Origin of the sequence: Streptomyces sp. NPDC087428 (assembly GCF_044744085.1) — a bacterium.
GTDB lineage: Bacteria > Actinomycetota > Actinomycetes > Streptomycetales > Streptomycetaceae > Streptomyces.
In genome coordinates this window covers 360,324-381,899 of the sequence record NZ_JBIUXR010000005.1, presented here as the reverse complement: position 1 = coordinate 381,899, position 21,576 = coordinate 360,324, and the positions used below count along the sequence as shown (strand labels likewise).

Annotated in this window: 16 protein-coding genes and 1 tRNA gene; 16 read left to right on the top strand and 1 reads right to left on the bottom strand. The window is 71.6% G+C overall.

Going from position 1 to position 21,576, the window contains the following annotated elements:
* Positions 1-5: 5 nt before the first annotated feature.
* The 10 genes from ACIO3R_RS13290 (at position 6) to ACIO3R_RS13245 (ending at position 13,565) form a co-directional block, all read left to right on the top strand.
* Positions 6-1,010: a sugar phosphate isomerase/epimerase family protein gene (locus tag ACIO3R_RS13290; RefSeq protein WP_363024911.1), complete on the top strand. Its 1,005-nt coding sequence runs from the start codon at positions 6-8 to the stop codon at positions 1,008-1,010.
* A gap of 424 nt (positions 1,011-1,434) precedes the next feature.
* Positions 1,435-5,151: a ThuA domain-containing protein gene (locus ACIO3R_RS13285; protein ID WP_385041784.1), complete on the top strand. Its 3,717-nt coding sequence runs from the start codon at positions 1,435-1,437 to the stop codon at positions 5,149-5,151.
* A 120-nt stretch (positions 5,152-5,271) separates the two neighbouring features.
* Entirely contained in the window at positions 5,272-6,390 is a 1,119-nt protein-coding gene (locus ACIO3R_RS13280) for an inositol-3-phosphate synthase (protein ID WP_402105583.1), read from the top strand.
* A complete protein-coding gene (locus tag ACIO3R_RS13275) occupies positions 6,387-7,301 on the top strand; it encodes an SCO3242 family prenyltransferase (protein ID WP_402105582.1) in 915 nt (304 codons plus the stop codon). Before ACIO3R_RS13280 ends, ACIO3R_RS13275 begins: the two co-directional genes overlap by 4 nt.
* A complete protein-coding gene (locus tag ACIO3R_RS13270) occupies positions 7,298-8,155 on the top strand; it encodes a sugar phosphate isomerase/epimerase family protein (protein ID WP_402105581.1) in 858 nt (285 codons plus the stop codon). Before ACIO3R_RS13275 ends, ACIO3R_RS13270 begins: the two co-directional genes overlap by 4 nt.
* Positions 8,156-8,198: 43 nt before the next feature.
* The gene (locus tag ACIO3R_RS13265; protein ID WP_402105662.1) at positions 8,199-8,906 is read left to right on the top strand and encodes an EboA domain-containing protein; all 708 of its coding nucleotides are present in this window, start codon (positions 8,199-8,201) and stop codon (positions 8,904-8,906) included.
* Positions 8,906-9,754, top strand: coding sequence for a TatD family hydrolase (locus ACIO3R_RS13260; protein WP_385038139.1), 849 nt, complete (start codon positions 8,906-8,908; stop codon positions 9,752-9,754). The genes ACIO3R_RS13265 and ACIO3R_RS13260 overlap by 1 nt, the downstream gene beginning before the upstream one ends.
* Positions 9,755-9,758: 4 nt before the next feature.
* Positions 9,759-10,934, top strand: coding sequence for a metabolite traffic protein EboE (eboE, locus tag ACIO3R_RS13255; RefSeq protein ID WP_363024921.1), 1,176 nt, complete (start codon positions 9,759-9,761; stop codon positions 10,932-10,934).
* Positions 10,931-12,328: an alkaline phosphatase family protein gene (locus ACIO3R_RS13250; protein WP_385038143.1), complete on the top strand. Its 1,398-nt coding sequence runs from the start codon at positions 10,931-10,933 to the stop codon at positions 12,326-12,328. The genes eboE and ACIO3R_RS13250 overlap by 4 nt, the downstream gene beginning before the upstream one ends.
* 49 nt (positions 12,329-12,377) lie before the next feature.
* The gene (locus tag ACIO3R_RS13245; protein ID WP_385344556.1) at positions 12,378-13,565 is read left to right on the top strand and encodes a sugar phosphate isomerase/epimerase family protein; all 1,188 of its coding nucleotides are present in this window, start codon (positions 12,378-12,380) and stop codon (positions 13,563-13,565) included.
* Positions 13,566-13,686: 121 nt separating this feature from the next.
* Here ACIO3R_RS13245 and ACIO3R_RS13240 read toward each other — a convergent pair whose 3' ends face one another.
* A complete protein-coding gene (locus ACIO3R_RS13240; protein WP_402105578.1) occupies positions 13,687-14,991 on the bottom strand; it encodes a DUF2254 domain-containing protein in 1,305 nt (434 codons plus the stop codon).
* Between the two features lie 235 nt (positions 14,992-15,226).
* On the opposite strand from ACIO3R_RS13240, the gene ACIO3R_RS13235 reads away from it, so the two are divergent.
* The 6 genes from ACIO3R_RS13235 (at position 15,227) to rbsD (ending at position 21,541) form a co-directional block, all read left to right on the top strand.
* A tRNA-Leu gene (locus ACIO3R_RS13235) sits at positions 15,227-15,314 on the top strand.
* Between the two features lie 312 nt (positions 15,315-15,626).
* Positions 15,627-16,688 (top strand): LacI family DNA-binding transcriptional regulator, encoded by a 1,062-nt coding sequence (locus ACIO3R_RS13230; RefSeq protein ID WP_402105577.1) that lies wholly within the window; start codon positions 15,627-15,629, stop codon positions 16,686-16,688.
* Entirely contained in the window at positions 16,685-18,223 is a 1,539-nt protein-coding gene (locus ACIO3R_RS13225; protein WP_402105576.1) for a sugar ABC transporter ATP-binding protein, read from the top strand. The genes ACIO3R_RS13230 and ACIO3R_RS13225 overlap by 4 nt, the downstream gene beginning before the upstream one ends.
* Positions 18,213-20,177: a substrate-binding domain-containing protein gene (locus tag ACIO3R_RS13220; RefSeq protein ID WP_402105575.1), complete on the top strand. Its 1,965-nt coding sequence runs from the start codon at positions 18,213-18,215 to the stop codon at positions 20,175-20,177. The genes ACIO3R_RS13225 and ACIO3R_RS13220 overlap by 11 nt, the downstream gene beginning before the upstream one ends.
* A 48-nt stretch (positions 20,178-20,225) precedes the next feature.
* Complete coding sequence (locus ACIO3R_RS13215; protein ID WP_402105573.1) at positions 20,226-21,155, top strand: ribokinase; 930 nt, start codon at positions 20,226-20,228, stop codon at positions 21,153-21,155.
* Complete coding sequence (rbsD, locus tag ACIO3R_RS13210) at positions 21,152-21,541, top strand: D-ribose pyranase (protein WP_385038161.1); 390 nt, start codon at positions 21,152-21,154, stop codon at positions 21,539-21,541. The genes ACIO3R_RS13215 and rbsD overlap by 4 nt, the downstream gene beginning before the upstream one ends.
* Positions 21,542-21,576 lie beyond the last annotated feature (35 nt).

The following is a 21,576-nucleotide window of genomic DNA, read 5'->3' as shown; positions in this document are numbered from 1 at the left end:
TGCGCATGCCCCGTCCCTTCACCCTCTTCACCGGTCAGTGGGCCGACCTGCCACTGGAGGACGTCTGCCGGTACGCCCGTGACTTCGGTTACGACGGGCTGGAACTCGCCTGCTGGGGAGACCACTTCGAGGTCGACAAGGCACTCGCCGACCCGGGGTACCTGGACGGGCGCCACCAACTGCTCGACAAGTACGGGCTGAAGTGCTGGGCGATCTCCAACCACCTGGTCGGGCAGGCCGTCTGCGACAACCCGATCGACGAGCGCCACCAGGGCATCCTGCCCGCCCGGATCTGGGGCGACGGGGAGCCCGAGGGGGTGCGCCGCCGGGCCGCGGAGGAGATCAAGGACACCGCGCGGGCGGCCGCCGCCTTCGGTGTGGACACGGTCATCGGCTTCACCGGCTCGTCGATCTGGCACCTGGTGGCGATGTTCCCGCCGGTGCCGCCGCACATGATCGAGCGGGGGTACGAGGACTTCGCCGAGCGCTGGAACCCGATCCTCGACGTGTTCGACGCCGAGGGGGTGCGGTTCGCCCACGAGGTGCATCCGAGCGAGATCGCGTACGACTACTGGACCACGCACCGCGCGCTGGAGGCCGTCGGCCACCGGCCCGCGTTCGGGCTGAACTTCGACCCGAGCCACTTCGTCTGGCAGGACCTGGACCCGGTCGGCTTCCTGTACGACTTCAGGGACCGGATCTACCACGTGGACTGCAAGGAGGCCCGTAAGCGCCTCGACGGCCGCAACGGCCGGCTCGGCTCCCACCTGCCGTGGGGCGACCCGCGGCGCGGCTGGGACTTCGTCTCCGCGGGGCACGGCGATGTGCCGTGGGAGGACGTGTTCCGGATGCTGCGGTCCATCGACTACGACGGGCCGGTCTCCGTGGAGTGGGAGGACGCGGGCATGGACCGCCTGACGGGCGCGCCCGAGGCGCTGGCGTCGCTGAAGCGGTTCGATTTCGACCCGCCGAGCGCGTCGTTCGACGCGGCGTTCGGCGGCAAGGACTGACCGCTTCCGCGGCGCGGGGCGGGGGGCGCACCCCGGGTGCTCCGCCCCCGGACCCCCGCGCCTCAATCGCCGGCGGCGCTTGAAGGGCCTCCATCGCCGGCGGGCTCGACGAGCCCAGGGTTCGGGAAGGGGCGGGTAGGGGAAGTCCTCCGCCCCCGCCCGGCGGCAGAGCGCGAACGCCGCCGGGCCGGCACCCCCTGCCCGGACCCCTCTTTGTCCTGACCAAGGAAAAAGTTCAACAACAACGCTGCACAAGGGCTTTCCGTCCCGGACGAACAGGTCTACCGTCCAGAACGTGTACACGACATAACCCCCGTCACCGGAGCCGCACAGGCCCCGACTGACCTGCGCGGCAGTCCCCGCGCGGAACGGCACGGCAGCACCCGCACCCGCCCGTACAACCGGCACTCTCCGGAGGACACCCGTGCACAGAACCCGAAGCAGGACCAGAGCCAGGCTCCGCGTCCGTAAGTCCCTCGCCCTCTTCACCGGCGCTCTGCTCGCCGCGGCCACTCTGACCCTGGGCGCCATGCCCGGGACGGCCGCCGCTCACGAGGAACCCGCCCCCGCCCCGGCCGCCGAGGACTTCCAGCAGGTCACCCTCGCCAAGGGCGCCGCCGAGACCGGCGAGCCCATGACTCTCGCCGTGCTCCCCGACCTCAGCGTGCTGCACACCTCGCGCAGCGGCGAGCTGCGGCTCACCGACAGCTCGGGCAACACCAGCGTCGCCGGCACCGTCCCCGTCTACTCGCACGACGAGGAAGGCCTCCAGGGCGTCGGAGTCGACCCGGACTTCACCGAGAACCGGGCGATCTACCTCTACTACGCACCCCCGCTGGACACCCCCGACGGCGACGCCCCCGAGACCGGCACCGCCGCCGACTTCGCCAAGTTCGACGGCGTGAACCGGCTCTCCCGCTTCGTCCTCAAGGAGGACGGCACGCTCGACCTGGGCAGCGAGAAGAAGGTCCTCGACGTCAAGACGTCCCGCGGCATGTGCTGCCACGTCGGCGGCGACATCGACTTCGACGCGGACGGCAATCTGTACCTGTCGACCGGCGACGACTCCAACCCCTTCGCCTCCGACGGCTTCACCCCCATCGACGAGCGCCCCGACCGCAACCCGGCGTTCGACGCCCGCCGCTCGGCCGGCAACAGCAACGACCTGCGCGGCAAGATCCTCCGCATCAAGGTCGCCGACGACGGCTCGTACACCGTCCCGGACGGCAACCTGTTCGCCCCGGGCACGGACAGGACCCGTCCCGAGATCTACGCGATGGGCTTCCGCAATCCGTTCCGCTTCAGCGTCGACAAGGCCACCGGCATCCTCTACGTCGGGGACTACGGACCGGACGCCGGTGCGGCCGACCCCAAGCGCGGACCGGCCGGACAGGTCGAGTTCGCCCGGGTCACCAAGCCCGGAAACTTCGGCTGGCCGTTCTGCACGGGCGACAACGACCCGTTCATCGACTACGACTTCGCCACCAAGACCTCCGGCGCCGCCTTCGACTGCGCGGCCCCGAAGAACACCTCGCCGCACAACACCGGCATCGTCGACCTGCCCCCGGCGCAGGCCGCCTGGATCCCGTACGACGGCGGTTCCGTCCCCGAGTTCGGCACCGGATCCGAGTCCCCGATGGGCGGACCGGTCTACCACTACGACGCCGACCTCGACTCGCCCGTGAAGTTCCCCGAGGCCTACGACGGCGACTTCTTCGCCGGTGAGTTCGGCCGCCAGTGGATCAAGCGCATCGAGCAGGACGCCGACGGCAACGTCCAGTCGATCAACGACATCCCGTGGTCCGGTACCCAGATCATGGACATGGCCTTCGGACCCGACGGCGCGCTGTACGTCCTCGACTACGGCCTCTCCTGGTTCGGCGGTGACGAGAACTCCGCGCTCTACCGCATCGAGAACGCCACAGGGGGGCGCTCCCCGATCGCGGTGGCGGCGGCCAACAAGACCTCGGGCGCCGCGCCCCTGAAGGTGAAGTTCTCCTCGGCCGGCACCGCGGACGGTGACGGCGACGCCCTCACCTACGCCTGGGACTTCGGCGACGGCGGCACCTCCACGGACGCCAACCCTGCCTACACGTACAAGAAGAACGGCACCTACACCGCGACCGTCACCGCGAAGGACCCCACCGGACGCACCGGCAAGGCGAGCGTCCATGTGACCGTCGGCAACACAGCGCCGACCGTGAGCCTCGAACTCCCGGGTGACGGCCAGCTGTTCACCTTCGGGGACGAGATTCCGTTCAAGGTGAACGTGACCGATCCCGAGGACGGCACGATCGACTGCTCCAAGATCGAGGTCCGCTTCGTCCTCGGCCACGACAGCCACGGCCACCCGATCACCTCGGCGCACGGCTGCACCGGCACGATCAAGACCGACATGGACGGCGGGCACGACCCCAACGCCAACATCTTCGGTGTCATCGACGCCTCGTACACCGACGGCGGGGGCGGCGGCCAGGCCGCGCTGACCGGCCACGACCAGTCGCAGCTCCAGCCGCGCCACCGCCAGGCCGAGCACTTCAACAACTCGTCCGGCATCAAGATCTACGACAAGGCGAACGCCGAGGGCGGCAAGACCGTCGGCGACATCGACAACGACGACTGGATCTCCTTCAAGCCGTACATCCTCGGCGACTCCACCAAGCTCACCGCCCGGATAGCCTCCGGCGGCGCGGGCGGCTTCCTCGAAGTCCGCTCGGGCTCGGCCGACGGAAAGATCCTCGGCTCCGCACCGGTCCCGGTGACCGGCGGCTGGGAGGTCTTCCAGGACATCGACGTCCCCCTGCGCGGCGTCCCGAAGAAGGCCACCGAGCTCTTCCTGGTCTTCAAGGGAGGCGACGGGGCGCTCTACGACCTCGATGACTTCGAACTCTCCAACACCCCGCCCGACAAGACCGCCAAGCGCGTCCTGGTCTTCTCCAAGACCGCCGGCTTCCGCCACGACGCGATCCCCGAGGGCATCGCCGCACTGAAGGAACTCGGCAAGGACACCAACATCACGGTCGACGCCACGGAGGAGGCGGCCCAGTTCACCACCTCCAACCTGGCCCGCTACGACGCCGTCGTCTTCATGTCGACAACCGGTGACGTCCTCAACGCCGACCAGCAGAAGGCGTTCGAGAACTTCGTGACCACCGGCGGCGGTTACGTCGGCGTGCACGCCGCCGCCGACACCGAGTACGACTGGCCGTTCTACGGCGGACTCGTCGGCGCGTACTTCGACAGCCACCCCGCCATCCAGCCCGTCACCGTCCGCGTCGAGGACCACAAGAACCCGGCCACCGCCCACCTGGGTGACGCCTGGGACCGTACCGACGAGCTGTACAACTACCGCACCAACCCGCGCGACAAGGTCAAGGTTCTCGCCACCCTCGACGAGACGACCTACACCGGCGGCAACATGAAGGGCGACCACCCGATCACCTGGTGCCAGACCTACCAGGGCGGCCGCTCCTTCTACACCGGCCTCGGCCACACCAAGGAGTCCTACGCCGACCCGGACTTCCGCAAGGTCCTCTCGGGCGGGCTGCGGTACGCGGCCGGCCAGGTGAAGGCCGACTGCAAGCCGGACACCGGCTACCGGTCGATCTTCAACGGCAAGACGCTCGAAGGCTGGAAGCAGGCGGGCCCCGGCAAGTTCAACGTCGTCGACGGCGAGCTGCGCTCCGAAGGCGGCATGGGCCTGCTCACCTACCAGGCCAAGGAGCTCACGTCGTACTCCCTGAAGCTCGACTGGAAGCTGGCGGGCGACGACAACTCCGGCGTCTTCGTCGGCTTCCCGGAGTCCGACGACCCGTGGTCCGCGGTGAACAACGGCTATGAGGTCCAGATCGACGCCACCGACGCGCCCGACCGCACCACCGGCTCCGTCTACACCTTCAAGTCGGCCAACATCAAGGCCCGCGACCAGGTCCTCAGGCCGCCCGGCCAGTGGAACAGCTACGAGATCAAGGTCAAGGGCGAACGGCTCCAGATCTTCCTCAACGGAGTGAAGATCAACGACTTCACCAACACCGATCCGGCCCGCAGCCTCAAGGACGGCTACATCGGCCTCCAGAACCACGGGGCCGACGACCAGGTGTCCTTCCGCAACATCCAGCTGAAGGAACTGCCCTCCACCTAGGGCCACCGCCCGGACGGCGGGCGGGGCCGCACGCCCCGCCCGCCGTCCGCGGCCCGTCCCTCCGCACGCACAGCGCCACCAGCTCTGCCCAGCCAGGACCCCCAGCCAGGGAGGCAGCCCGTGTCAGCACACGCCGTTCGTACCGGAGTCTGGTTCATCGGAGCACGCGGCTCCGTCGCCACCACCGCCACGGCGGGGTGCGCAGCGGTCGCGGCGGGCCTCCACCCGGCCGCCGGCATGGTCACCGAGACCGCGCCGTTCGCCGAGAGCGGCCTGCCACCCGTGGCCTCGCTCGTCTTCGGCGGACACGACACCCTGGACTGCCCACTCCCCAAACGGGCCGAGGTACTCGCCGCCGGGGGAGTGCTGCCGTACGGCCTCCCCTCCGCGGTGCGCTCCGAACTCGCCGCGGCCGACGCGGAGATCCGCCCCGGCGGCCCGCTCCCCGGCGACACCCGCACGGACGAGGAACTCGTCACCGCGTTCGCCGCCGACCTCACGGACTTCACCCGCCGCAACGGCCTGGCCAGGACCGTCGTCGTGAACGTCGCCTCCACGGAGCCGGCGCCCGCCCCCGGTGCGGAGCGGCTCCCCGCCAGCTCCCTCTACGCGGCGGCCGCGCTCCGGGCCGGCTGTCCGTACGTCAACTTCACCCCTTCCACCGGGCTGCGCGCCCCGGCCCTCCAGGCCGCCGTCGCGGCCTGCGCCCTTCCTCACGCGGGCCGCGACGGCAAGACCGGCCAGACGCTGCTGCGCTCCGTGCTCGCCCCGATGTTCGTCCAGCGGGCCCTGCCGGTACGGGCCTGGTCCGGCACGAATCTGCTGGGCGGCGGGGACGGGGCGGCACTGGCCGACCCGGCCGCGGCCGCCGCGAAGAACGCCGGCAAGGAACGCGTCCTGGCCGACACGCTCGGTGCCGCCCCCGAGGGCCAGGTCCACATCGACGACGTGCCGGCGCTCGGCGACTGGAAGACGGCCTGGGACCACATCGCGTTCGACGGCTTCCTCGGCGCGCGCATGGTGCTCCAGACGACCTGGCAGGGGTGCGACTCGGCACTCGCCGCGCCCCTGGTGCTGGACCTGGCGCGGCTGCTGGCCCGTGCCCACGAAGCCGGCCTGACCGGTCCGCGTCCCGAACTCGGCTTCTACTTCAAGGACCCGGACGGCGGACCTGCCGCGCTGTCCGCGCAGTACCTGGCGCTGCTCGACTTCGCCGAACGGCTGCGGGGCGACAAGTGACGGTGCGCGCCTGGGCGGAGCTGCTCAGGGTCTCCGCACTCTTCACCGTGCCGGGCGACGCCCTCGCCGGCGCTGCGGCCGTCGGCCGCCGCCCCAACCGCTCGACGGCCCTCGCCGTCGGCGCCTCGCTCTGCCTGTACGAGGCGGGCATGGCGCTCAACGACTGGGCCGACCGCGACGAGGACGCCGTGGACCGCCCGCACCGCCCGATCCCCTCGGGCCGGATCACGCCCCGCGCGGCGCTCACCGCGGCCGGTGCGCTGACCGCGGCGGGCCTGGCCCTCGCCGCCCGAGCGGGCCGCCCGGCACTGACGGTGGCCACCGGCCTCGCGGCGACGGTCTGGGCGTACGACCTCCGCCTGAAGCACACGCCGGCGGGCCCGGCGGCGATGGCGGCGGCCCGCGGCCTGGACCTGTTCCTGGGCGCGACGGCCACGGCGACAGCACCCGCGACGGCCCCCGCGACCCCGGCCCGCGCCGCCGTACCGGCCGCGCTCCCCGCCGCCGCCCTGCTCACGGCGCACACCTACGCGGTCACCGCCGTCTCGCGCCACGAGGCGCGGGGCGGCTCCACCACCGCACCCCTCGCCGCGCTCACGGCGGTCGCCGCGCTCGGCGGTGCGGCGATGCGGGAACGGCCGGGGGAGGGGAAGCGGGCGACCGCACCCGCCCGGCTCCTCCTCACCGCGCTCACCGGCACCTACCTCCGCACCGCCGGCCGCCCGCTCGTCCACGCCGCGCTCAACCCGTCGCCGCCGCTCACCCAGCGCGCCGTCGGCAGCGGAATCCGGGCGATGATCCCGCTCCAGGCCGCCCTCGCCGCCCGCGCCGGCGCCTCCGGCACGGCGCTCGCCGTCATGGGCCTCGTCCCGCTCGCCCGCAGTCTCGCCCGGAAGGTGAGCCCCACATGACGATCCGCCTCGGCTACGGCACCAACGGGCTCACCGACCTCCGCCTCGGCGACGCCCTCGGTCTCCTCACGGACCTCGGCTACGACGGGGTCGGGCTGACCCTCGACCACATGCACCTCGACCCGATGGGCCCGGACCTGCTCGCCCGCACCCGCCAGGTCGCCGCCAGACTCCAGGAGCTGGGGCTCGGTGTCACCGTGGAGACCGGGGCCCGCTACGTGCTGGACCCGCGCAGCAAGCACGGCCCGTCGCTGCTCGACCCGGACCCGGAGGCCAGGGCCGCCCGGACCGGGCTGCTCGTCCGGGCCGTCGACGTCGCCGCCGAACTCGGCGCCCACGCCGTGCACTGCTTCAGCGGGGTGATGCCGCTGGGCACCGACGCCGGGACCGGCTGGAAGCGGCTGACCGGCGCCCTCGCCCCGGTCATCGACGCGGCCGGACGAGCGGGTGTGCCGCTGGCCATCGAGCCCGAACCCGGACACCTCCTCAGCCACCTCTCCGACTTCCACCACCTGCGCGCACTGTGCGGCGACCCGGAACCGCTCGGACTCACCCTCGACATCGGCCACTGCCAGTGCCTGGAGACCGCTTCGCCCGTCGACTGCGTCACCGAAGCCGCCCCCTGGCTGCGACACGTCCAGATCGAGGACATGCGCCGCGGCGTACACGAACACCTTCCCTTCGGCGAGGGCGAGATCCACTTCCCGCCCGTGCTCGCCGCCCTCGACGCCCTCGGAGACACCGGATACGACGGGCTCACCGTCGTCGAGCTGCCCCGCCACTCCCACGCCGGGCCCGAACTCGCCCGGAGATCGATCGAGTTCCTCCGCGCGCACGGACCGTCGAGCCGTTAGACCGCCGCGTCACCCGACCGCAGAAGGGAGCAACGCCATGCCGATGACCTCGCCGGATGCCCCGCTGCTGACCCGCAAGGAGCTCGACGCACAGCTCGGCGGCGCCGCTCGCGCCTGGCTCGACGAAGCCCTCGCCGAGGCCGCCCACGCCGCCGCCCACCCGGACACCGAACCCTCCGGCAACGCCTACGCGGTGCCGCCGTGGGAACTGCGGTACGCCGCGGCCGGCCGCCACTGCGGACTCGGACACGCCGACTCCGTACGCGCCCTGCTGCTCACCGAGGCCCGCGCCGGGCTGGCCGCCGTGACCCGGCTCTACGAACAGGGCACCGCCGCCGAACGGCGCGCCGTCCTGCTCGCACTGCCCGCCCTGGACCTCGGCGCCACCGCCGTGCCCCTCGTCGAGGACGCCCTGCGCGCCAACGACACCACACTGATCGCCGCCGCCGTCGGCCCGTACGCGGGCGAGCGCCTCGACCCGCACAACTGGCGCCACGCCGTCCTCAAATGCCTCTTCACCGGTGTCCCCGTCGACGCCGTCGACCAACTGGCCCGGCGGTCCCGCGGCGACGCGGAACTCGCCCGGATGCTGGGCGACTTCGCGGCCGAACGCATCGCGGCAGGCCGCCCCGTCCCCGCCGACCTGCACCGCGTACTCGCCCTCACGGCCCCCGGCCCGAGCACCCGCGGCCCGAGCGCCCCCGGTCCTGCCGCCCCCACGGTCCCAACGGCCCCATCGGAGGAGTCCTGATGCGCATCTTCGACCCCCACATCCACATGACGTCCCGCACCACGGACGACTATCAGGCGATGTACGACGCCGGGGTCCGGGCGCTGGTCGAACCCTCCTTCTGGCTCGGCCAGCCCAGAACCTCGCCCGCCAGCTTCTTCGACTACTTCGACGCGCTGCTCGGCTGGGAGCCGTTCCGCGCCGCCCAGTACGGCATCGCGCACCACTGCACCCTCGCCCTCAACCCCAAAGAGGCGAACGACCCGCGCTGCACCCCCGTCCTGGACGCCCTGCCGCGCTATCTCGTCAAGGACTCCGTCGTCGCCGTCGGCGAGATCGGCTACGACTCCATGACCCCGGCCGAGGACACCGCGCTGGCCGCCCAGCTCCAGCTCGCCGCCGACCACGGGCTGCCCGCCCTCGTCCACACCCCGCACCGCGACAAACTCGCCGGTCTGCGCCGCACCATCGACGTCGTCCGCGAGTCCCACCTCGCCCCCGAACTGGTCGTCCTCGACCACCTCAACGAGACGACCGTGAAGGAGGCCCTCGACAGCGGCTGCTGGGCCGGCTTCTCCATCTACCCCGACACCAAGATGGACGAGGACCGCATGGTCGCCGTCCTCAAGCTCCACGGCACCGGGAAGATCCTGGTCAACTCCGCCGCCGACTGGGGCAAGAGCGACCCGCTGAAGACCCGCGGCGTCGCCGACGCCATGCTGGCCGCCGGCTTCACCGAGGACGACGTCGACCAGGTCCTGTGGCGCAACCCCGTCGCCTTCTACGGCCAGAGCGGCCGCCTCCACCTGGACACCGCCGAACCGGAACCGCTCCACGAGGGCAACTCCATCCTCCGCGGCGGGGAGTGAGGCCATGCGCTTCCGCCACCCCGACGGCACCGTCGTCCACCTCGCGTACTGCACCAACGTCCACCCCGCGGAAACCCTCGAAGGCGTCCGCGCCCAACTGCGCGACCACTGCGAACCGGTACGCAAACGGCTCGGACGCGACCGCCTCGGCATCGGACTCTGGCTCGCCAGGGACGCCGCCCGCACCCTCGTCAACGACCCCGCGCAACTGCGCTCCCTGCGCACCGAACTCGACCGCAGAGGACTCGAAGTCGTCACCCTCAACGGCTTCCCGTACGAGGGATTCGGCGCCGAAGAGGTCAAGTACCGGGTGTACAAGCCGGACTGGACCGACCCCGAACGGCTCGCCCACACCACCGACCTCGCCCGCCTCCTCGCCACCCTCCTCCCCGACGACGTCACCGACGGCACCATCTCCACCCTGCCCATCGCCTGGCGCACCCCGTACACCGGCGACCCCGAGGCGGCCCGCACCGCACTCGCCGCGCTCACCACCCTCGGCGAACGCCTCGACGCACTGGCCGAACTCACCGGGAAATCCATCCGGATCGGCCTCGAACCCGAACCCGGATGCACCGTCGAGACCACCGCCGACGCCATCGGACCCCTCACCGCCATCGGCCACGAACGCATCGGCGTCTGCATCGACACCTGCCATCTCGCCACCTCCTTCGAGGACCCGGACGGCGCACTCGACGCGCTCGCCGCCGCGGGCATCCCCGCCGTCAAGGCGCAGCTCTCCGCCGCCCTGCACGCCGAACAGCCCCACCTTCCCGAGGTACGCACCGCGCTCGCCGCCTTCGCCGAACCCCGCTTCCTCCACCAGACCCGCCTCTCCACCGCCGCGGGACTGCGCGGCACCGACGACCTCGACGAGGCGGTCACCGGCGACACCCTGCCCGACAGCGGCCCCTGGCGCGCCCACTTCCACGTCCCCCTGCACGCACCACCCGCACCACCCCTCACCTCCACCCTTCCCGTGCTCCGGTCCACGCTGACCCGCCTGGTCGGCGGGGCACAGCCGCTCACCCGGCACCTGGAGGTCGAGACGTACACCTGGCAGGCGCTCCCGGCCGAGCTGCGCCCCCGGACCCGCGCCCAGCTCGCCGACGGCATCGCCGCCGAACTCACCCTCGCCCGCGACCTCCTGGTCGACCTCGGCCTCAAGGAGCTGCCATGACCACCGCCGGGACGCCCAGCTCGCCCACCCCGCTCCTGGTCCTCGACGTCGTGGGGCTCACCCCCCGCCTCCTCGACCACATGCCGCACCTCAAGGCCCTCGGACAGTCCGGCGCACGCGCCACGCTCGGCACCGTGCTCCCCGCCGTGACGTGCGCCGCCCAGTCCACCTTCCTCACCGGGACCACCCCCGCCGAACACGGCATCGTCGCCAACGGCTGGTACTTCCGCGAACTCGGGGACGTCCTCCTGTGGCGTCAGCACAACGGGCTCGTCGAGGGCGACAAGCTCTGGGACGCGGCCCGGCGCGCCCACCCCGGCTACACCGTCGCCAACATCTGCTGGTGGTACGCGATGGGCGCCGACACCGACTTCACCGTCACCCCGCGGCCCGTCTACTACGCCGACGGCCGCAAGGAACCCGACTGCTACACCCGCCCGCCGGCCCTCCACGACGAACTCACGGAGAAACTCGGCACCTTCCCCCTCTTCCACTTCTGGGGCCCCGGCGCCGACCTCGTCTCCTCGCAGTGGATCATCGACGCGACCCGGCACATCCTCGACACCCGCCACCCCGACCTCGCCCTCTGCTACCTCCCGCACCTCGACTACGACCTCCAGCGCTACGGCCCCGACGACCCGCGCGCCTTCAAGGCCGCCGCCGACCTCGACCGGGCCGTCGCCCCGCTCCTGGAGGACGCCCGACGCGAGGGCCGCACCGTCGTGGCCCTCTCCGAGTACGGCATCACCCGGGTGGAGCGGCCCGTCGACATCAACCGCGCCCTGCGCCGGGCCGGACTCCTGGAAGTCCACACCCAGGACGGCATGGAGTACCTGGACCCGATGACCTCCCGGGCCTTCGCCGTCGCCGACCACCAGATCGCGCACATCTACGTACGCCGCCCCGAGGACCTCGAAGCGGCCCGCGAAGCCCTGGCCGGCCTCCCGGGCATCGAGCAGCTCCTGGACGACGAGGGCAAGAAGGCACACGGGCTCGACCATCCGCGCTCCGGCGAACTGGTCGCCGTCGCGGACCCGGACGCCTGGTTCACGTACTACTACTGGCTCGACGACGCCCGCGCACCCGACTTCGCGCAGCTCGTCGAGATCCACCGCAAACCCGGCTACGACCCCGTCGAACTCTTCCTGGACCCCCAGGACCCCTACGTCCGGGTCAAGGCGGCCACGGCGGTCGCCCGCAAGAAGCTCGGCATGCGCTACCGCATGGCGGTCGTCCCCCTGGACCCGTCACCGATCCGGGGCAGCCACGGCCGCCTCCCCCTGAGCGACGAAGAAGGTCCGCTCATCCTCTGCTCCACCCCCCATGCGTTCACCGGCCCGGTCCGGGCCACCGAAGTGAAGTCCCTGCTGCTCACACTGGCCGGCCTCGCGTGAGACCGGTCCGTGCACCGCGTTGCGAACATCTTCGAGAAAGAGAGAGACCGTGACCGAGTACAACGACGAATCCGGAACGGACGGCGCCCTGCGCCGCAGCCTCGGCGTCAACCGCCGCCGCTTCCTCAGCACCTGCACCGCCGCCGCGGCGACGGCGATCGCCGCGCCCGTCATCGGCGCCTCGCCGGCCTTCGCCCAGCCCGCCTCCCACCAGGGCCACGGCCAGGGGCACGGCCACGGCCACGAGCACGGCCACGGTCACGGCCAGACCCTCGTCCCGGCGGCGAAGCGCGGCATCATCCTTTACACCGTGCGCGACGCCACGGCCCGGGACCCGCTCAGCACCACCCTTCCCTCGGGCTTCCGCGCCGTCTTCAAGGAGCTGGCCCGCTACGGCTACAAGCAGGTCGAGTTCGCCGGATACGGCCAGCACGCCAACGCACCCGGCGGCAGCAACCTCGAAACGGTGCAGGGGGCGAAGCTGCTGCGCTCGTGGCTGGACGACTACGGTCTGCGCGCCCAGGGCAACCACGGCTTCATCCCGTCGTCCTGGCCGCTGAGCCAGAGCGACCAGGACGAGTTCAAGCGGCACCTCGAAATAACGAACATCCTCGGCATGGACCACATGGGCACCGGCGGCGACCCCACCGGCAGTGCCTACCGCGCCGACTGGGACGTGGCCGCCGACAAGTGGAACGCCCTGGGAAAGATCGCTCACCGTGCGGGCATCAAGCTGTACACGCACAACCACGACGCGGCCTACGGCTTCCTGCTCGACAGCGGACCGCTGGACGCACAGGGGCGGCCCACCCGCAGCTCGGGCATCCGCAAGCTGGAGTACTTCCTCAAGGTCACCGACCCGAAGACCGTATGGCTGGAGATGGACATCTTCTGGGCGCACGTCGCCCAGTACAAGTTCCACACCTACACCGCGCGTGACGGAGCGCAGCGGGAGAACATCTTCGACCCCGCGGCACTGGTCAGCCGCCACAACAAGCGCTACCCGCTGTTCCACGCCAAGGACGGAGTGGTCAGCACGACCAACGGCGACGGCTACGAGATGGTCCCCTTCGGTACCGGGGTCATCGACTACCGGACGTTCTTCCGCCGCGTCGGCGAGGCGAACTACCGCAACCCGATGATCGAGCAGGACACCGCACCGAGCTCGACGGACCTCGCACAGTCCCTGAAGCAGGCCCGGATCAGCTACGAGGGCCTGGCGGCGCTGCGCAAGTAGGCCCACCGGCGTGACCGGACCCGCAGCCCCTCTCCGGCGGGCCTCCTCGCACACGTGCGGGGCGGCCCGCCGGGGGAACGTCCCGGACCACCACCTCATGCCGTGGAGGAGGCCTCCGGGTTCACCCGATGCCCTGCCGGTCGGGAAGCAGCGCGAACTCCCGCTCGGCCGCGTCCGGCACCGCGCGCTCCACCGCCTGAACCAGCAGCGCACGGTGCCGGACCAGCGGCTTCCGCCGCTCGGGCGCCGCCAGCAGCAGGAGATCGTCGATCCCGGCCAGCAGCCGCCGGGTGACCTGTGGTGAGTCCGCGGCACACCGCCGGACCTCCTCGAACCCGAGATCCACCAGATCCGCCCACCCCGGCACGTCCTGCACCAGCCGCACGACGCCCTTGCGGTCCCGGTGGTGGACGGCGCCGAGGGGCAGGTCCACGACGGCCGCGAGGAACTGCACGATCCGGTCCAGGCACTGCACGGCGGTGGTCGGGTCGTTCACGGCCGCCGACAGGGCCCGCAGCGCGATGTCCGACAACTGGCGCAGCCCGAACGCCAGATCCTGGTGCAGGGTGCGCTCGACCCCGACGGACACCGTGTACCGCAGCGCGCTCCGGGGCGGCGCGGCCCCGCCGTGCACCGCCAGCACCGGCGTCCCCGGCACCACGAAGTCCCCGAGCCGCGGGATCAGCCGCAGAACGACGCCCTGGCGCCGCGCGGCCCGCACCAGCCGGGCCACGTTCACGTCCCGCAGCACCCCGGCCCGCCCCTCGTGCACGAGCTGCCCGGTCTCCTCCGCGAGAGGCCCCTCCTGCGGCCGGCCGCCCGGCATCCGCCCCAGCACCCGGAAGGAATCCCGGGTGATGCGGTCGACGACGGGACCGATCTGCATCAGACGCAGCGTGGAGCTCACATAGGCGATGAACAGCAGCAGACTGAGCCCGACGAGCCCGGCGGTCAGCACACTCTGGAGAAACGGCACGGACACGACCCGGCGCGGATCGGTCTCGCTCTCGTACGAGCTCAGGACCAGCAGCGAGAACACGAACGTCGCCAGGAACACCGACAGCGTGAGCTTGCTGATCCGGCTCCGTACGAAGATCCGCACCACCCGGGGGGTGAGCTGCCCGCTCGCCATCTGCACGGCCACCAGCGAGATGCTGAAGACCACACCGATGAAGGTCATCATCGCCGAGCTGATCGTGACGACGATCGTCTTGGTGTCCTCGGCGACCGAGACCAGGTCCTTGATCTCGTCGTACGCCTGCTCGTCATGGAGGTAGGCGACGAGCTGCTCGTCGAGCGCCGAGGCCACGAACCAGAGCACGACGGCGCAGACCAGGGTCAGGGTCGGGGCGAACCAGAAGGTCTCGCGCAGATGCTCACGCAACGGTGACAGCGCGCGGGGTGGCCGATAGCCGCGATCACTCATGCCGGCGAACGTAACCCGCTCCGCCCGTACCCTCGTGGACCCCGCCGCCGACCCTCCGGGCACACCGTGCGTACGCGACCGGCGACGGACCGTGCGCAGAAGCGGGGGTGCGTCGGCGAGAACGTCTCCGCGGCGAGTCCGCACCCCGCTGACCACCGAATATGCAGGTGAGACGGACCCCAAACCCCTGGTATTGTTTTCTTTGTCGCCGCGGGAGACCGCGGCTGATCACCCGGTCCGGGTGGCGGAATGGCAGACGCGCTAGCTTGAGGTGCTAGTGCCCTTTATCGGGCGTGGGGGTTCAAGTCCCCCCTCGGACACCAGCTGAGACCCCTGTTCATCAGGGGTCTTTTGCGTTTCCGGACTCCGGCGTGACCAACCGCCGACAGGTTCAGAGCCGGTGGGCCGAACCGCGCCGAGGGCCGAACAGGGGCTCATGACTTCCGCGCAGCGGCCGGTTCGATTTCCCGTACTCCTCCCGCATCATCCTGCTCCGCGTCACGATCCGGTCTCGGACGTCCAGTGAGGGCTTGTTTTCGGCCATGTAATCGATTCCAATCATCCGTGTAATCGATTCCACGGCTCTGGTCGCTGGTTTCGAGGCGCACGGAAACCACAAGGAGGTGGTCCCGGAAATGGCGAGCATCAAGGATGTCGCGGCCCAGGCAGGAGTCTCTGTCGCCACGGTCTCCCGCGTCCTCAACAGCCATCCCTCCGTCAGCCCGGACGCGCGCGGACGCGTCCTCGCCGCCGTCGAAGCCCTCGGCTACCGGCCCAACACCCTCGCCCGCTCGCTGCGCACCGACCGGACCCGCACACTCGGTCTCGTCATCAGCGACGTGCTCAACCCGTACTTCACCGCCCTGGCCCGCTCCGTCGAGGAGGAGGCCCGCGCCCTCGGATACAGCGTGATCATCGGCAACGCCGACGAGCAGCCGGAGCAGCAGGACCACCACGTCCGCACGCTCCTGGACCGCAGGATCGACGGGCTCCTCGTCTCGCCGGCCGACGGCGACTCCCCGCTGCTCCACGACGTCGCACGCGCCGGCACCCCGATGGTCTTCGTGGACCGGTGGATGCCGGGAGTGGACGTCCCCGTCGTACGCGCCGACGGCCACCGGGCCATCCAGGACCTGGTCGCCCACCTGCACGCCCTCGGTCACCGCAGGCTCGCCATCATCGCCGGGCCCGCGGCCACCACCACCGGCAACGAGCGGGTCGAGGCCTTCCGGGCCGCGATGAGCGCGCACGGGCTCGCGCTGCCGGACGCCTACATCGGCCAGGGCGACTTCCAGGCGGCCAGCGGCAGACGCGCCACCGAGCAGTTCCTCGCCCTGCCGGAACCGCCCGAGATCGTGTTCGCGGCCGACAACCTCATGGCCCTCGGCGCCCTGGACGCCATCCGCGCCCACGGCCTGCGGGTCCCCGAGGACATCGGGCTCGCGGCCTTCGACGACATCCCCTGGTTCGTCCACACCGGACCGCCGATCACCGCCATCGCCCAGCCCACCGGCGAACTCGGCCGCGCGGCCGTACGCGCGCTCGTCGACATCGTCGAGGGCAGGCCCCCCGAGTCCGTCACCCTGCCCGCCCGCCTCGTCGTACGCGGCTCCTGCGGCGAGCGCGCCGCCGAGCGCAGCGCTGAGCCCACCGGTCAACCGCCCCTGCCCGCATCCGGTCCGAGGAGCAACGCGTGAGTGCGTCAGTCGAGTTGCTGCGCATCGAAGGCGTGCGCAAGACCTTCCCCGGCGTCGTCGCCCTCGACCGTGTCGACTTCGATCTGCGCAGCGGCGAGGTCCACGTCCTGCTCGGCGAGAACGGCGCGGGCAAGAGCACCCTCATCAAGATGCTCTCCGGCGCCTACCGCCCCGACAGCGGCCGGATCTTCGCCGACGGACAGGAAGTCCGCATCCACGGCGCGCAGGACGCCGAGAAACTCGGGATCGCCACCATCTACCAGGAATTCAACCTGGTCCCCGATCTCACGGTCGCCGAGAACATCTTCCTCGGCCGCCAGCCGCGCCGCTACGGACTGATCGACCGGCGCCGCATGGAGGCCGATGCCGAGGTGCTGCTGCACCGCGTCGGCCTGCACGTCTCACCCCGGACGAAGATCCGTGAACTCGGCATCGCCCGGCTCCAGATGGTCGAGATCGCCAAGGCCCTCAGCCTGGAGGCACGCGTCCTGATCATGGACGAGCCGACCGCGGTCCTCACCTCCGAGGAGGTCGACAGACTCTTCCGCATCGTGCGCAGGCTGCGCGAGGACGGCGTCGGGATCGTCTTCATCACCCACCACCTGGACGAGATCGCCGCCCTCGGCGACCGCGTCACCGTCCTGCGCGACGGCCGCAGCATCGACCAGGTGCCCGCCTCGACCCCCGAGGCGGAACTCGTCCAGCTGATGGTCGGCCGCAGCATCGACCAGCAGTACCCCCGTGAACGCGCCGATGCCGGGGAGCCGTTGCTGTCCGTGCGCGGACTCACCCGCGACGGCGTGTTCCACGACATCAGCTTCGAGGTGCGCGCCGGTGAGGTCGTCGGCCTCGCCGGACTCGTCGGCGCCGGCCGCACCGAGGTCGCCCGCGCCGTCTTCGGCGCCGACCCCTACGACGCGGGCACGGTCGACGTGCGCGGCGAGCGGCTCGGCAAGCACGACGTCCCGGCCGCCATGAGCGCCGGGATCGGCCTCGTCCCCGAGGACAGGAAGGGACAGGGCCTGGTGCTCGACGCCTCCGTGCAGGAGAACCTCGGCCTGGTCACCCTGCGGTCGGCGAGCCGCTCCGGACTCGTGGACCTCAAGGGCCGGCGCACGGCCGCCGCCCGGATCGCCGAACAGCTCGGCGTACGGATGGCGGGCCTCGGCCAGCACGTCCGCACCCTCTCCGGCGGCAACCAGCAGAAGGTCGTCATCGGCAAGTGGCTGCTCGCGGACACCCGGGTGCTGATCCTCGACGAGCCGACCCGGGGCATCGACGTCGGCGCCAAGGTGGAGATCTACCAGCTCATCAACGAGCTGACCGCCTCCGGCCACGCCGTACTCATGATCTCCAGCGATCTGCCCGAGGTCCTCGGCATGAGCGACCGGGTGCTGGTCATGGCCCAGGGCCGGATCGCCGGTGAACTCCCCGCCGACCGGGCCACCCAGGACGCCGTGATGGCCCTCGCCGTCAGCTCCGCCCCCGCGACCGAACCCACCGAGAACGACGAGGAGCGCCCCCGTGGCCACTGACACCCATCCGGGCAAGGCGGGCGCGGGAGCCGCCGGACCGGGCCTGCGCCGCCTGCTGCTCGACAACGGAGCCCTCACCGCACTGATCGTCCTGCTGGTGGCGATGTCACTGCTCTCGGGCGACTTCCTCACCACCCAGAACCTGCTGAACGTCGGTGTGCAGGCCGCCGTCACCGCGATCCTCGCGTTCGGCGTCACCTTCGTCATCGTCTCCGCCGGCATCGACCTCTCCGTCGGCTCGGTCGCCGCGCTCTCCGCGACGGTCCTCGCCTGGGCGGCGACATCAGCGGGCGTTCCCGTCGTCCTCGCGGTCCTCCTCGCCGTCGCCACCGGCATCGCCTGCGGCTTCGTCAACGGCGCCCTCGTCGCGTACGGGAAGCTGCCGTCGTTCATCGCGACACTGGCCATGCTGTCGATCGCACGCGGTCTGTCCCTGGTGATCTCGCAGGGCAGCCCGATCGCGTTCCCCGACTCCGTCTCCGTACTCGGCGACACCCTCGGCGGCTGGCTGCCCGTACCGGTCCTCGTCATGATCGCCATGGGGCTGATCACGGCCCTCGTCCTCGCCCGTACCTACCTCGGCCGCTCCATGTACGCGATCGGCGGCAACGAGGAAGCCGCCCGGCTCTCCGGACTGCGCGTCAAGAAGCAGAAGCTGGCCATCTACGCCCTGTCCGGTCTCTTCGCCGCCGTCGCGGGCATCGTCCTCGCCTCCCGGCTGACCTCCGCCCAGCCGCAGGCCGCGCAGGGGTACGAACTCGACGCGATCGCCGCGGTCGTCATCGGCGGCGCCAGCCTCGCGGGCGGCGTCGGCAAGGCCTCCGGGACCCTGATCGGCGCACTGATCCTCGCCGTCCTGCGCAACGGCCTCAACCTCATGTCCGTCTCCGCCTTTTGGCAGCAGGTCGTCATCGGTGTCGTCATCGCCCTCGCGGTGCTCCTCGACACGCTGCGCCGCAAGGCCGGTTCGGGGGCGGCGGCCGGCGCCGGCTCCTCGGCCGGGCCCGGATCACCGGGATCGGGCCGCGGGGGAGCGGTGAAGGCCGGCCTCGCACTGGTCTGCGTGGCGGCCGTCATCGCCGCCGTGACGTTCTTCAACTCCGGTTCCTCCGGCGGCAACACCAGGATCGGCATGTCCCTCTCCACGCTCAACAACCCCTTCTTCGTCCAGATGAAGGCGGGCGCGCAGGCGGAGGCCAAGGCCGCCGGGATCGACCTCACCGTCACCGATGCCCAGAACGATGCCTCGCAACAGGCCAACCAGCTCCAGAACTTCACCAGTTCCGGGGTGGACTCGATCATCGTCAACCCCGTGGACTCCGACGCGGTCGGACCGGCCGTACGCGGCGCCGACGAGGCCGGCATCCCCGTGATCGCCGCCGACCGGGGCGTCAACAAGGCGGACACGGCGACGCTCGTCGCCTCCGACAACGTGGCCGGCGGCAAGCTCGCCGCGAAGGCCCTCGCCGACAAGCTCGGCGGCAGGGGCAGCATCGTCGTGCTCCAGGGAACCGCGGGCACCTCCGCCAGCCGTGAGCGCGGAGCGGGCTTCGCCGCGGGCATCAAGGCGTACCCGGGCATCAAGGTCGTGGCCACCCAGCCGGCCGACTTCGACCGCACCAAGGGCCTGGACGTCATGACCAACCTCCTCCAGGGTCACCCCGGCATCACCGGTGTCTTCGCCGAGAACGACGAGATGGCGCTCGGCGCGGTCAAGGCGCTCGGCACCAAGGCCGGCAAGTCGGTCTCCGTGGTCGGCTTCGACGGCACACCGGACGGCCTGAAGGCGGTCGGCACGGGCACGCTGTACGCGTCCGTCGCCCAGCAGCCGAAGGAGCTCGGGAGGATCGCCGTGCGGAACGCGGTCCGGGCGGCCGAGGACAAGAAGGTCGCCGGCACGGTGAAGGTGCCCGTCAAGGTCGTCACCCGGCAGAACGTCGCCGACTTCTCCTGACCGCGTCACGGTCCTGAACACGCAGCCCACGGAAGGCAGTAGCAACAGATGGACGAGAACGAGGACTCCGGTCCCGCCCGGTACGATCTCCTGGTCGTCGGCTCGGCCAACGCCGACCTGGTCGTCGGCGTCGACCGGCGCCCGGCACCGGGGGAGACGGTGCTCGGCTCCGACCTGGCCGTCCACCCGGGCGGCAAGGGCGCAAACCAGGCCGTGGCCGCCGCCCGCCTCGGAGCCCGCACGGCGCTGCTGGCCCGCGTCGGCGACGACGCCCACGGCCGGCTGCTGCTGGAATCGCAGCGGTCGGCGGGCGTCGACACCACCGGAGTCCTCGTCGGCGGAGCGCCCACGGGGGTCGCCCTGATCACGGTCGACCCGTCGGGCGACAACAGCATCGTCGTCTCGCCCGGCGCCAACGCCCGGCTCACCCCCGGGGACATCCGGGCGGCGCGCCCACTGCTCCGCGCCGCCCGGGTCGTCTCCGTCCAACTGGAGATCCCCCTGGACACGGTCGCGGAGACGGCCCGCGTCCTGCCCTCCGGAACCCGGCTCGTCCTCAACCCGTCCCCGCCCGCCCCGCTTCCCGCCGAAGTCCTGGCGGCCTGCGACCCCTTGGTGCTCAACGAACACGAGGCCCGCGGCATCCTGGGCCCGCACGCGGGCACCACCCCCGAGTCCTGGGCACGGGCACTGACCGCGCTCGGCCCCCGCTCGGTGGTGATCACCCTGGGTGCCGGGGGCGCGCTGACCGCCGACACCCGCACCGGCGACTGCGTACGGGTACCGAGCCCCGCGGTTGACGCGGTGGACACGACGGGTGCGGGCGACGCGTTCACGGCGGCCCTGGCCTGGCGGCTCGGCCTGGGCGAGGAACTCCCCGAGGCGGCTTCCTTCGCCGTCAGGGTCGGCGCGGCCGCCGTCACCAAGGAGGGCGCACAGGCGTCGTTCCCCACCGCGGACGAGGTCTCCGCACTGTGAAGAAGTCCGGCGTCCTCAACCGCCACCTCGCGGGGGCCCTGGCCGAACTGGGCCACGGCGACGGCGTCCTGATCTGCGACGTCGGGATGCCCATCCCTCCGGGCCCCCGCGTCGTCGACCTGGCCTTCCGGGCGGGCGTCCCGTCGTTCGCGCAGGTGCTGGACGGCCTGCTGGACGAACTGGTGGTGGAGGGCGCGACGGCGGCCGAGGAGATCCGGGAGGCCAACCCGGAAACCGCCCGCCTCCTGGCCGAACGCCTCCCGCGACTCAGTCACGTCCCCCACGACACGCTCAAGGCACTCACGGCGGAGGCGCGCCTGGTGGTGCGCACGGGCGAGGCACGGCCGTACGCGAATGTGCTGCTGAGGTGTGGGGTCTTCTTCTGAGACCGCCTGAGCGCGGCGCGCCGGCCCACGGGCGG